This is a genomic window from Curtobacterium sp. MCLR17_043 (assembly GCF_003224215.1).
GTDB lineage: Bacteria > Actinomycetota > Actinomycetes > Actinomycetales > Microbacteriaceae > Curtobacterium > Curtobacterium flaccumfaciens.
Map to the genome: position 1 here is coordinate 210,488 of NZ_QKLH01000004.1, position 12,583 is coordinate 223,070.

The window sequence follows — 12,583 nt, forward strand, 5'->3', positions numbered from 1 at the left end:
GGAACCACGCGGTCCGACCGTCGGACGCCGCCCTCCGCGGTGTCCACGTAGGGCCCGATCGGCCCGACACGCACGAGGGAGTTGCACCAGGTGACGGAACAGACTTACGACGTCGTTGTCCTCGGTGGCGGGAGTGGTGGGTACGCCGCTGCGCTCCGGGCCGCCGAAGTCGGCATGAGCGTCGCGCTCATCGAGGGCGACAAGCTCGGAGGGACGTGCCTGCACCGCGGCTGCATCCCGACCAAGGCGCTGCTGCACGCCGCGGAGATCGCCGACGGCACGCGTGACGCCGAGAAGTACGGCGTGATCGCGGAGTTCGCCGGTGTCGACGTGCCCAAGGTCATCGACTACCAGCAGGGCGTCATCAACTCCAAGTACAAGGGCCTGCAGGGCCTGATCAAGGCCCGCGGCATCACCGTGGTCGAGGGCTGGGGTCGTTTGACCTCGCAGAACACCGTGCAGGTCGGCGACCAGACCGTCACCGGCAAGAACATCGTGCTCGCGACCGGCTCCTACTCGAAGTCCCTGCCCGGGCTCGAGATCGGCGGCCGCGTGATCACCAGCGAGACCGCGCTCCGCATGGACTACGTCCCGAACAAGGTCGTCATCCTGGGCGGCGGCGTCATCGGCGTCGAGTTCGCCAGCGTCTGGAAGTCCTTCGGGGCCGAGGTCACCATCGTCGAGGGCCTGCCGCACCTGGTCCCCGCCGAGGATGAGTCGATGTCGAAGCAGCTCGAGCGTGCGTTCCGCAAGCGCGGCATCGAGTTCTCGCTCGGTGTCCGGTTCCAGGGCGTCGAGCAGCACGAGAACGGCGTCGTCGTCACGCTGGAGGACGGCAAGACCTTCGACGGTGACGTCCTGCTCGTCGCCGTCGGCCGTGGCCCGGTCACGCAGAACGTCGGCTACGACGAGGTCGGCGTGGCGATGGACCGCGGGTTCGTCACCACGAACGAGCGTCTCGCCACGAACATCCCGAACGTCTACGCCGTCGGCGACATCGTCCCCGGCCTGCAGCTCGCGCACCGCGGCTTCCAGCAGGGCATCTTCGTCGCCGAGGAGATCGCCGGCCTCAACCCGGTGGTCATCGAGGACAAGAACATCCCGAAGATCACCTACTCCGACCCCGAGGTCGCTTCGGTCGGGCTCTCGCAGGCCAAGGCCGAGGAGCAGTACGGCGCCGACAAGGTCGACTCGTACGAGTACAACCTGGCCGGCAACGGCAAGAGCCACATCATCGGGACCTCCGGCTCCGTCAAGGTCGTGCGCGTCGTGGACGGCCCCGTCGTCGGGGTCAGCATGATCGGTGCCCGCGTCGGCGAGCTCATCGGCGAAGCCCAGCTCGCCGTGAACTGGGAGGCCTACCCGGAGGACATCGCTCCCCTGGTGCACGGTCACCCGACCCAGAACGAAGCCCTCGGCGAGGCGTTCCTGCACCTCGCGGGCAAGCCGCTGCACGCGCTGTGACCGGCACCGGCCGCACTGTGACAATGACATCAACAACCACTGCAATCCCCCGCGAAGAGGAGTCCACCCGATGAGCGAATCCGTCAACCTCCCGGCGCTCGGCGAGAGCGTCACCGAGGGCACGGTGACCCGATGGCTGAAGAACGTCGGTGACCGGGTCGAGGTCGACGAGCCGCTGCTCGAGGTCTCGACCGACAAGGTCGACACCGAGATCCCGTCGCCGATCGCCGGCGTCGTCGAGGAGATCCTCGTTCCCGAGGACGAGACCGTCGAGGTCGGCACCGCCCTCGTGAAGATCGGTGACGGCTCCGGCTCGTCCGACGGCGGTTCGGACTCGTCCGACTCCGGCGCCGACGACGCGAACGCCGCCGCTGCCGACGCCGAGGAGCCCGAGGCCGCTCCGAGCACGGAGCAGGAGGCCGAGACCCCCGCGCCCGAGCCCACCGAGCCCGAGCCGGCCCCCGCCGGACAGACGCAGCCCGCCGCCCCGCAGGCACCGTCCGCCCCGCCCGCGGCAGCGCCGGTCCCGGCCGCCGCTCCGGTCCCGCCGCCCGCAGCCGCTCCGCCGGCAGCCGTGCCGGCCCAGGCCGCTCCGGCTCCGGCGTCCGCGCCGAGCACCACGGCCGCCGCAGCGGTGTCGAACCCCACGCAGGACGGCGCAGCCTCCGGCTACGTCACCCCGCTGGTGCGCAAGCTCGCCAACGAGCAGGGTGTGGACCTGTCCACGGTCACCGGCTCCGGTGTCGGGGGGCGCATCCGCAAGGAGGACGTCCTCGCCGCCGCCGCGAAGGCCCCGGCCGCCTCGGCAGCAGCAGCACCCGCCGCCGCGTCCGGCCCGTTCGTCGCCGAGGTATCGCCGCTGCGCGGGACCCGCGAGAAGATGACCCGCCTGCGCAAGGTCGTCGCCGAGCGTGCCGTGCAGTCGATGACCTCGACCGCACAGCTCACGAGCGTCGTCGAGGTCGACGTCACGAAGGTGGCGCAGTTCCGCGACGCGCACAAGGCGGAGTTCCTCGAGAAGACCGGCTCGAAGCTCTCCTTCATGCCCTTCTTCGCCCTCGCGGCGTCCGAGGCGCTGAAGGCCCACCCGAAGATCAACTCCACGGTCGAGGGCGACGAGATCGTCTACCCGGAGTCCGAGAACGTCTCCATCGCGGTGGACACCGAGCGCGGCCTGCTGACCCCGGTCATCAAGGACGCGGCCTCGCTGGACCTGGCGCAGTTCTCGAAGTCCATCGCGGACCTCGCCGAGCGCACCCGGAACAACCAGCTCAAGCCCGACGAGCTGGCCGGCGGCACGTTCACGCTGACCAACACCGGTTCGCGTGGCGCGCTGTTCGACACCCCCGTGGTGTTCCTGCCGCAGTCGGCGATCCTCGGCACCGGCATCGTCACGAAGCGTCCGGCGGTCGTGAAGGTCGACGGCCAGGAGGCCATCGCCATCCGCTCGTTCGTCTACCTGGCGCTGTCGTACGACCACCGGATCATCGACGGTGCGGATGCCTCGCGGTACCTCGTCGCGGTGAAGAACCGTCTCGAAGAGGGCAACTTCGCCCCGAACCTCGGGTACTGATCCCAGCAGCACGGCCGACGGCCCCGGTTCCCCTCGTGGGAGCCGGGGCCGTCCCCGTTCCCGTTCACGGGCGGGTTCGGCGTCACCCGCCGCCGAGCAGGGTCAGGGCGGCGACCACCGACCCGACGGCGACGACGAGCCCTACGAGCACGCGGCGGAGCGGGAGCCGTCGGTCGGCTCCGAGCGGGACGCCGTGCTCGACCACGTCCCGAAGGCGCTCGAGCAGTCCGTCCTGCCCGTCCGATGTCGGCGGTTCGGCGAACACGAGGTCGCTCGGCACAGGGGTCCAGCGGAACGGCCGGGGCGCGGCGGTGCCGTGGACGACGTCGAGTGCCGTTCGTGCGCTCGGTCCGTCACCGTCGAGGGCGTCCTGCAGCGCGTCGAGCACCGGTTGCTGAGCGGGATCGGCCGGGTCGACGCGGTCCCACACCGTCCGGGCTGCGAGCACGAGGGTCCGGGTCGCGTCGGTCGAGTGCACGGTGCGCGTCGGGGTCCTCGCGTTGGTTTGGTTCGTCGGGTTCGTCGGGCTCGCCGGGCTCGCCGCGTTCGTCGGGCGGTCGCAGAGCACGACGGCACCGGAGTCGTCCACCAGCACGTCGTCGATGCCGGCTGTACCGAGCAGGACCGCGCCGTCGTGCACCGCCACCAGGAGCTCCAGGAGCGGGACCGTCAGGGTCACCGCGACGCCGGTGGTCGGGGTGCCGAGCCGGTCGAGCGCCGCCACGAGCGGTGTGCCGGTCGGCCGGTCGAGGTCGACCACGAGATGCCCTGTCGCGGTCCGGCCGACCGCGGCCACCGGGACGAGGTGCCGCTCGATGGCCGCGGAGCGGTCGGCGACCCAGGTGAGCACGTCGTGCTCGTTGCCGGTCGCGATCCAGCGATCCGGGTGGTCGTCGGTGCTCGTCTCCATGGTGACCAGCGTGGCGGTGGCGCGGCGGGCCTCCAGGCTCTCCCGCACCACCTGTGGACAAGACGTGTTCGCGCACAGCCGGACACGCGACGGTCTCCCCCGCCGCACGGAGGCCGTATCCTGTTCGCATGGCACGCAGCTCTTCCACAGACAAGAAGGCGAAGGAGCCGGGGCGTCTCAAGCAGATGTTCCAGGTCTTCCAGATGACCCGAAAGGCCGACCCGTCGTCGGTCTGGTGGTTCGCCCTCGCCTTCGTCGGTCCGGTTGTCCTCGGTGTCCTGCTGGCGCTGCTCCTGCCGGGGCAGAACTGGCTCGCGATCGTCCTGTGGATCGTCGCCGGTGTGCTGCTCGGTGTGCTGCTCTTCCTCATCGTGCTCGGCCGTCTGGCCGAACGCGCCGCGTACTCGCAGATCGAAGGCCAGCCCGGCGCCGTCGGTGCCGTGCTGTCGAACTCGCTCCGTCGCCAGTGGCGCTCGAGCGAGATGCCGGTCGCGGTGCACGGTCGCTCGCAGGCAGCGGTCTACCGCGCCGTGGGTCGCCCGGGCGTCGTCCTGATCACCGAGGGCCAGCGTGGCAACCTCAACCGCCAGGTCGACGAGGAGCGCCGCAAGGTGCAGCGCATCGTCCCGAACGTCGCCGTGCACGTGCTGCACGTGGGTGACGGCACCGGTGAGAGCCTGACGCTGCACAAGCTGCCCCGTGCCATGAACAAGCTCAAGAAGTCGCTCAACCGCAACGAGGTCCTGGCGGTCGCGAACCGTCTCGACTCGCTGACGCAGAGCCCTGCGGCCTCGATCCCGAAGGGCATGGACCCGATGCGGGCTCGCGCCGGACGGCCGCGCTGACCGAAGCCCTCCGCACACGAGAACGCCCCCGACCAGATCTGGTCGGGGGCGTTCTCGTGTGTTGAGGCCGCGGGGGGCTGGAGGTGTTCGCGAGGCCCGCACCGTTCGACCTTCGCTGAACCGTGCGAGGTTGCCAGCTCGGTGCGGGACTCCGACGGCGCACGGGACGGGCATGCTCGCACCCGGTGAGCAACCTCGCACGGTGCGAGGGCGATCAACGAAGGCCCGGCGCGCAACCTCGCACGGTGCGAGGGCGATCGACGGAGGCCCGGCGCGCAACCTTGCACGGTGCGAGGGCGCGGCACCGGCCCTGAACCGTGCGAGGTTGTCGGCTCGGTGCGAGACTCCGACGGCGCACGGGACGGGCAAACTCGCACCCGATGAGCAACCTCGCACGGTGCGAGGGCCAGCGGCGGAAACCCGGCTCGCGACCTCGCACGGTGCGAGGGCGCGGACGACAGCCACGGTGCGCGCCCCGCACCCTCGGCCGGCCCCGGCTCAGCGGCGGACGAGCACCGTCCCCGCGATGCGGTCGTGCGCACCCCGGCTGTCGCGGTCGATGATGAGCGCCGGGACCACCAGGCAGAGCAGCACCGTCCGGAGGATCGGCCGCCACACCCCCACGTAGCCCCCGCGCATCGGGACGACCCGCAGTCCGACGCAGATGTGCCCGAACGACCCGGACAGCAGGCAGATGAACACGATCTGCAGCACGGCGAAGATGGCGATCTGGACCCAGGAGTGCGCGATGTCGCCCGAACCGTTCACCGGCGACCACACCCCGGTGACGTAGGCGACCAGGTCAGCAAGTGCGCCGTCGATGAGGAGCGCGACGACCCGCCGACCGATCCGCCCGACACTCCGGGGCCCGGACTCGGGCAGACCGAGGTCCTTGCCCGGCCATCCGTCCGGGTGCTCGGAGGGCGCGGACGGACTGGGAGTGCTGCGGGCCATGGTCCCCAGCGTAGGCGACGGCCCGGGCGTAACACGCCCGAAACAAACCAGTCATGTCCGGGAAACCCCGTGTCAATAGCCTCGTCGGAGGTGCCTTGACCGGTGCCTCCGACATCACCCAACCCATTGGAGATCGGCCCCATGTTCAGCGATTCCTCCGAGGTCCTGGCCTTCATCAAGGACACCGACGTCAAGTTCCTCGACATCCGCTTCACGGACCTGCCCGGTGTGCAGCAGCACTTCAACATCCCGGCATCCACCGTCGACGAGGACTTCTTCTCGGTCGGCCAGCTGTTCGACGGCTCCTCCATCCGCGGCTTCGCGTCGATCCACGAGTCCGACATGCAGCTGATCCCCGATGTCACCACGGCGTACGTCGACCAGTTCCGCGCCGAGCGCACGCTCATCATGATCTTCGACATCTACAACCCGCGGAACGGCGAGATCTACGGCCGCGACCCGCGCCAGGTGGCGAAGAAGGCCGAGAAGTACCTCGCGTCGACGGGCATCGCGGACACCGCGTTCTTCGCCCCCGAGGCCGAGTTCTACATCTTCGACGACGTCCGCTACTCGGTCACGCAGAACGAGTCCTTCTACGCGGTCGACTCCGAAGAGGGCGCCTGGAACACCGGTCGTGACGAAGAGGGCGGCAACCTCGCCAACAAGACCCCGTACAAGGGCGGCTACTTCCCCGTGTCGCCGGTCGACAAGACCGCCGACCTGCGCGACGACATCACCCTCAAGCTGATCGACGCGGGCTTCGAGCTCGAGCGCTCGCACCACGAGGTGGGCACCGGCGGCCAGCAGGAGATCAACTACAAGTTCGACACGATGGTCCACGCCGCGGACGACATCCTGAAGTTCAAGTACATCGTCAAGAACACGGCCGACCAGTGGGGCAAGGTCGCCACGTTCATGCCGAAGCCGCTCTTCGGCGACAACGGCTCGGGCATGCACACCCACCAGTCGCTCTGGTCGGACGGCAAGCCGCTCTTCTACGACGAGAACGGCTACGGCGGCCTGTCGGACCTCGCCCGCTGGTACATCGGCGGCATCCTGAAGCACGCCTCGGCGCTGCTCGCGTTCACCAACCCGTCGATCAACTCGTACCACCGTCTGGTCAAGGGCTTCGAGGCTCCGGTCAACCTGGTCTACTCGGCCGGCAACCGCTCGGCGGCGATCCGCATCCCGATCACGGGCACCAACCCGAAGGCCAAGCGCATCGAGTTCCGCGCGCCCGACGCCTCCGGCAACCCGTACCTCGCCTTCGCCGCGCAGCTGATGGCGGGCCTCGACGGCATCCAGAACCGCATCGAGCCGCACGAGCCGGTCGACAAGGACCTCTACGAGCTCCCGCCCGAGGAAGCCAAGGGCATCCCCCAGGTCCCCGGCTCCCTCGACGAAGCGCTCGACGCGCTCGAGGCGGACCACGAGTTCCTCACGAAGGGCAACGTCTTCACCGAGGACCTCATCCAGACCTGGATCGACTACAAGCGTGAGAACGAGATCCTCCCGCTGGCCCAGCGCCCGCACCCGTTCGAGTACGAGCTGTACTTCGGCGTCTGAGTCTCGCTGACACCACACGAAGGGCCCCGCACCGTCAGGTGCGGGGCCCTTCGTGTGTATGCCAAAGCGACAGTGCGCTGACGGCCAGGGCGCTGGCACCCGCGAGAGCGACAGAACGCCGAGAACGTTCCGCGGGATTCTGTCGCTTTCGCGCGAGGACGCTGCCACCGTGCGCGCGGGGTGCTGACGCGACCGCCTGGAGGCCCGGTGTCGGTCCGGCGGGCGGGTGTCGGGCCTCCAGGCGGTCGCGACGCACGTTACTTCCCATCGCAGCCGGACTGGAAAGCGGAATCGGGCGTACCTGGTCAGAACTCCCGACCAGGCACGCCCGATTCGACCCGGTACGCCCGGAACCGCCCGGACAGACCAGGCCCCGGGCACACGGGAACGGGGCCCGCGCCGCCCGGCACGGACCCCGTCTCGCGAACGGTGACTAGCGGCTCGTGGCCAACGCGTCGTTCGTCCCCGCTGCGACGCTCACGGGTGCACCCGTGACCGGCGTGGGACGTCCCAGGGAACGGACGGTCCACCCCGCTTTCACCCAGTCGAGGACCGGGAGGCAGTTGCGCGCGTCGATGACGACGCGGCGCCCGACGAGGTCACCGAGGGCGACCGGGTCGGCGGTGATGATGTCGTCCCACTCGGTGAGCACGAGGACGACGTCGGCGCCCTCGATCGCGTCCGCCATCGACGCGGCGTAGCTCAGCGTCGGGAACGAGCGCTTCGCGGGCTCCATCGCCTCCGGGTCCCAGAGCGTCACCTGGGCGCCGCGGAGGTGCAGCGCGGCGGCGACGTTGAGCGCCGGGGAGTCCCGGACGTCGTCGGTCAGGGGCTTGAACGCGGCACCGATGACGGCCACGCGACGGTTGAGCACCGATCCCCCGGCCGAGTCGATCGCCATGTCGATGACCCGCTGGCGCTGCCCCATGTTGATCTCGTCGACCTGCTGCATGAGGCCGACGACCTGGCCCGCGCCGATCTCGTTCGCGCGGTACATGAGCGCCCGGATGTCCTTCGGCAGGCAGCCGCCGCCGAAGCCGAGGCCGGCGTTCAGGAACTTCCGGCCGATGCGGGCGTCGTGGCCGAGGGCGTCGGCGAGCGTGGAGACGTCGGCGCCGGTGATGGCGCACATCTCGGAGATCGCGTTGATGAACGAGATCTTCGTGGCGAGGAACGCGTTGGCGCTCACCTTGACGAGCTCCGCGGTGGCGAGGTCGGTGGTGATGACCGGGGTGCCCTCGCTGATCGGTGCGGCGTAGACCTCGCGGATCACGGCGTCGGCGGCCTCGGAGGCTCCACCCCAGACCAGACGGTCCGGGTGCAGGGTGTCCTCGACGGCCTTGCCCTCACGCAGGAACTCGGGGTTCCAGATGAGTTCCGCGTCGATGCCGGCGGGGGTGAACTCGCGGACGATGCCGCGGAGCCGCGCTGCCGTGCCGACCGGGACCGTCGACTTGCCGACGATGAGGCCCGGGTGGGTGAGGTTCTCGGCGACGCCACGGGTGGCGCTCTCGACGTAGGCCAGGTTCGCGGCGTGCGACCCGGCCTTCTGCGGGGTGCCGACGCACACGAAGTGGACGTCCGCAGCGGCGACGGCCGAGGCGATGTCGGAGGTGAAGCGGAGCTTGCCGCTGGCGACGTGCTTCGTGATGAGCTCGGGCAGACCGGGCTCGAAGAACGGGACCTCACCGGCGGACAGTGCGGCGAGCTTCGACGGGTCGATGTCGACACCGATGGTCTCGAAGCCCATCTCGGCCATGGCGGCCGCGTGGGTGGCGCCGAGGTAGCCGGTGCCGATGACGCTGATGACGGGTGCGGGGCGGGTGTCGGCCGATGCGGTCGACTTCTTGGACTCGCTCATTGCGTGACCTCCTGCAGGTCGTAGTCGATGTCGTTGCGCTTGATGCCCTCGGCGAAGGCCTTGAGGGAATCGGCACGGGAGTTGAGACGCCAGTCGTTCGTGGTGCGCTTGCCGTCGATGATGGTGGTCGCGGTCTCGCTGAAGTACGCGAAGCCGACGATGTCCTTGTTGGCGGGGTCCGCCAGCGCATCGAAGAGCGAGTTGATCCACTGCGTCTTCTGCGGGTTCGCGACACTCGTGCCGGTCTCGGTCGCCCCGATCTCGTTGAGCATGATGCCCTTGCCCGGCGCGATCTGGCGGAGCTGCGTGAGCGTCGCTCCGAAGGTCGTGCCGAACGTCGGCTGCTCGGTGGCGTCGCGGTAGTAGCCGCTCATGCCGACCCAGTCCACGTAGTCCGCACCCGGGTAGTACTGCTGCATGTAGTCGAGCGTCTGGTACTTCGGGTTGCCGAGCTTGTCGATGCGGCTCGGGGACCAGTCCCAGATGACGTACTTGTTCGCGCCGTTCGCCTGGAAGACGTCGTGCACGTGCTGCCACATCTTCTTGTAGGAGCCGGCCGGGTTCTTCTGGGCGTCACCCTCGGACCAGTTGTACCAGGAGCCGTTCATCTCGTGGTCGAGACGGATGACCATCGGCTGCCCGTTGGCCGCCAGCGCCTTGGCGTACTTCGTCAGGTAGGCGTCGAACGATCCACCGGAGATGTCGTCGTTGGTGTACCCGGGGACGTACTTCTGGTCGTTGCCGGTCTGTGCCGGCACCGTCTCCCACGTCATGAGCGGGACACGGCCGTTGGCCCAGGAGCGCTGCACCGCGGGGGCGTTGAACTCCTGGTCGAAGCCCTGGAAGAAGCCGGTCATGTTGGACGCGGTACCGACCTGACGGGAGACCTCGTCGTACTCGGCCCAGTTGAACGGGGACTGCGCGGTGTACAGGCCGTACCAGCGCGACTGCTGACCGAGGATCTCGGCCTTGGTCGGCGTGACGACCGGGGTGGAACCCGGGTCGGTCGAGGGACCGGGGTTCGGCTTCGAGCCACCGCCGTTGCCGGAACCAGAGCCGGACCCGGATCCGTTGCCGGAACCGGAGCCGCTGCCGGACCCGTTGTCGGACGAGCCCGAGCCGGACCCGGACGCACCGGCCGAACCGGCACCGGACCCGCCGGAACCCGAGCCACCGCTGCCGGAACCCGCGGCGTTGACGTTGGACGAGCCTCCCGAGTCCTTCGCGGCACCGAGCTGGGACTGCAGCGACGCGATCTGCGCCTTGAGTTCCGAGATCTGGTCGCCACGCGACCCAGCCTGGGCCGTGCGGGAGTCGAGCTTGCCCTCGAGCGACCAGATGCGCTCCTGGGCGGCGTCGAGCTGCGTCTGCAGCTCGGCGGCGGACACCTTCTTGGCCTTCGGCGCCTCGACGCCCAGAGCCTGGTGCACGGCGGTCGAGACGGGGCCGGAGGGTGAGATCCACACCGACCAGGTGATGAGGCCGAGCGCCAGCACGATGGCCGTCGTGCCGATGGCCGTCCGGCGGGCGTGCTTGCTGGACTGCGCCCACCAAGCACTCGAGGAACGGATGAAGTCAGACAATGAGGAACGCCTCCAGGGCGAAGATCGCGATGCCGATCACGTACGGGATCGCTGCGTACGGGTTGTACCGGCGGGCTCGGGCGGGGGCCGGCGCGGCTGCTCGCTGGGCCTCCTGCTGCGCGACCGCGGCTGCGGCCTCACGGCGGGTGGCGAGGACGGTGGTGGTGGAGTTGGTCGCCGCGTCGGCGCCGAAGAGCTCGTCGAACGCACGGTCCACGGCCACCTGGTCGACCCCGGCCGACCGGGCACGTTCGTCGTCGATCGGACTGACCGGGACCTGCGCCGCGGAGGACAGCGGCTGGACGGCGTCCGCCGGGTCCTCCTGCATCGGACCGCCGGCGTAGGCGCCGGCCCGGGTCCCCCAGCCGGAGGCGTGCGCCAGGCGGAAGAAGCCGATGAGCCGGATCGGCATCAGGAAGAACGTCGACACGATGATGAACATCGGCAGGCGGAAGAAGTCGCTCGGCTTCTCGGACAGGTGCCGCATCTGGCGGATCGCCATGCTCAGCACGCTCGAGATCACCATGAGCGCCGCGACGTAGACGAACCCGGTCGAGAAGCCGTACTGCGACAGGATGCCCTGGTACAGGTTCTCGCCCTGGCCGGTGAAGGCACGGTAGATCCAGCCGGCGATCACGCCGAAGAGCATGAACGGCAGGATGATGTCGGTGATGAAGAACGCCGCGAGGACCGGCGCGTGGCCGAGCATCCACGGCAGCATCCGCAGCGTGTTGTACTGCGAACCGCGGGCCCAGCGGAGCTGCTGCTTGAACAGCTTCTTCACCTGCAGCGGGGCGTCCGTGTAGACCAGCGACGTGTACTGGTAGACGGTCCGGTATCCCTCCTTGAGCGTGAGGTTCGTCAGTGTCCGGTCGTCCGAGACCTCGAGGAACACGCCCATGAACTTCTCGTGCATGAACCGGTCCATCACCCGCATGAGGATGCTCCGGCGGAACGCGATGGTGCGCCCGGGCAGGCAGCCGATCTGCCCGAGGACACTCTGTGCCGGCATCGAGTAGAGCGCCCGCGAGTTCTCGAGCCAGTCGGCCCAGCGGGTGATCCAGCTGCGCTCCGGTTCGAGGATGCGCTGCCGGGTCGTCACGCCACCGACGGACTCGTCGGCGAACGGCTTGAGGAGTTCCTCGAGCGCGCCGGGGGTCCAGACGGTGTCGGAGTCGACCAGCACCGTGATGTCGCCGTTGGACATCTCGGTGCCGACCTTGACGGCGTTGCGCTTGCCCGGGATGGGCGTGTGGGTCCAGCGGACGAGCGGGGCGAACTCGTCGCAGACCTCCTCGAGCGCCTCGTTGCGGGCACCGTTGATGACGACGATGATCTCGCCGGGCTGCTGCTCGACCATGCGGCCGATGACGTCACGGAAGAGGTCGAGCGGTTCGTCCACGACGGGGACGACGACGCTGGTGGTACCGACGAAGGTGCCGGTGAAGGGGCGGTAGCGGGCGGAGATGACGACCTTGAGCAACCAGAGCAACCAGATCACCGCGGAGTACACGGCGAACAGGTAGAACTCGGGGTGGCCTTCGACCATCTGCCTGATCTGCAGAATGAAGGTGAACACTGATCCCTGCTTCAACGTTCGAGGTGGAGATTCCGCTTCATCGGGGAATCAGGGCCGGTTCGGGTGATGCAATTGATGCAGAACCTGAACGCGCGCGCAACGCGGCCCCCGTCCGGGGGCGTTACGGGCGCGTTACGGGGTACACACCGGTCCCCCTCTCGGCCGGTCGGAGCGGTCCCCCGTGGTGCTGACAGCACTCCTGCGGACCACGCCTCGACGCCGGGTCGCCCTGATGGGCGACAGGTGCG

9 protein-coding genes are annotated in these 12,583 nt (G+C 69.3%); 4 read left to right on the plus strand and 5 right to left on the minus strand.

Annotated features, from left to right (window positions below):
• The first annotated feature begins 90 nt into the window (after window positions 1–90).
• A complete protein-coding gene (gene lpdA, locus DEJ03_RS05825; RefSeq protein WP_110863856.1) occupies window positions 91–1,464 on the plus strand; it encodes a dihydrolipoyl dehydrogenase in 1,374 nt (457 codons plus the stop codon).
• Window positions 1,465–1,534: 70 nt separating this feature from the next.
• A complete protein-coding gene (sucB, locus tag DEJ03_RS05830; RefSeq protein WP_110863857.1) occupies window positions 1,535–3,037 on the plus strand; it encodes a 2-oxoglutarate dehydrogenase, E2 component, dihydrolipoamide succinyltransferase in 1,503 nt (500 codons plus the stop codon).
• Window positions 3,038–3,119: 82 nt separating this feature from the next.
• Here the strand turns inward: sucB and DEJ03_RS05835 are convergent, their stop codons facing one another.
• Window positions 3,120–3,947, minus strand: coding sequence for a hypothetical protein (locus tag DEJ03_RS05835; protein ID WP_146237658.1), 828 nt, complete (start codon window positions 3,945–3,947; stop codon window positions 3,120–3,122).
• Window positions 3,948–4,075: 128 nt separating this feature from the next.
• On the opposite strand from DEJ03_RS05835, the gene DEJ03_RS05840 reads away from it, so the two are divergent.
• Window positions 4,076–4,792, plus strand: coding sequence for a DUF4191 domain-containing protein (locus DEJ03_RS05840; protein WP_027465455.1), 717 nt, complete (start codon window positions 4,076–4,078; stop codon window positions 4,790–4,792).
• 498 nt (window positions 4,793–5,290) lie between these two features.
• Here DEJ03_RS05840 and DEJ03_RS05845 read toward each other — a convergent pair whose 3' ends face one another.
• Window positions 5,291–5,746 (minus strand): RDD family protein, encoded by a 456-nt coding sequence (locus DEJ03_RS05845; protein ID WP_071244549.1) that lies wholly within the window; start codon window positions 5,744–5,746, stop codon window positions 5,291–5,293.
• Between the two features lie 141 nt (window positions 5,747–5,887).
• Here DEJ03_RS05845 and glnA point away from each other — a divergent pair, with 141 nt between their 5' ends.
• On the plus strand, window positions 5,888–7,312 hold the full coding sequence (glnA, locus tag DEJ03_RS05850; RefSeq protein ID WP_027465453.1) for a type I glutamate--ammonia ligase: 1,425 nt from the start codon (window positions 5,888–5,890) through the stop codon (window positions 7,310–7,312).
• Window positions 7,313–7,745: 433 nt separating this feature from the next.
• On the opposite strand, the gene DEJ03_RS05855 is transcribed toward glnA, so the two are convergent.
• Genes DEJ03_RS05855 through DEJ03_RS05865 form a run of 3 tightly spaced genes read right to left on the minus strand, consistent with a single transcriptional unit; the run spans window position 7,746 to window position 12,335 of the window.
• Entirely contained in the window at window positions 7,746–9,173 is a 1,428-nt protein-coding gene (locus DEJ03_RS05855) for a UDP-glucose/GDP-mannose dehydrogenase family protein (RefSeq protein WP_110863859.1), read from the minus strand.
• Window positions 9,170–10,756, minus strand: coding sequence for a glycosyl hydrolase (locus DEJ03_RS05860; RefSeq protein WP_110863860.1), 1,587 nt, complete (start codon window positions 10,754–10,756; stop codon window positions 9,170–9,172). Before DEJ03_RS05860 ends, DEJ03_RS05855 begins: the two co-directional genes overlap by 4 nt.
• The gene (locus DEJ03_RS05865; RefSeq protein ID WP_110863861.1) at window positions 10,749–12,335 is read right to left on the minus strand and encodes a glycosyltransferase family 2 protein; all 1,587 of its coding nucleotides are present in this window, start codon (window positions 12,333–12,335) and stop codon (window positions 10,749–10,751) included. Before DEJ03_RS05865 ends, DEJ03_RS05860 begins: the two co-directional genes overlap by 8 nt.
• Window positions 12,336–12,583 lie beyond the last annotated feature (248 nt).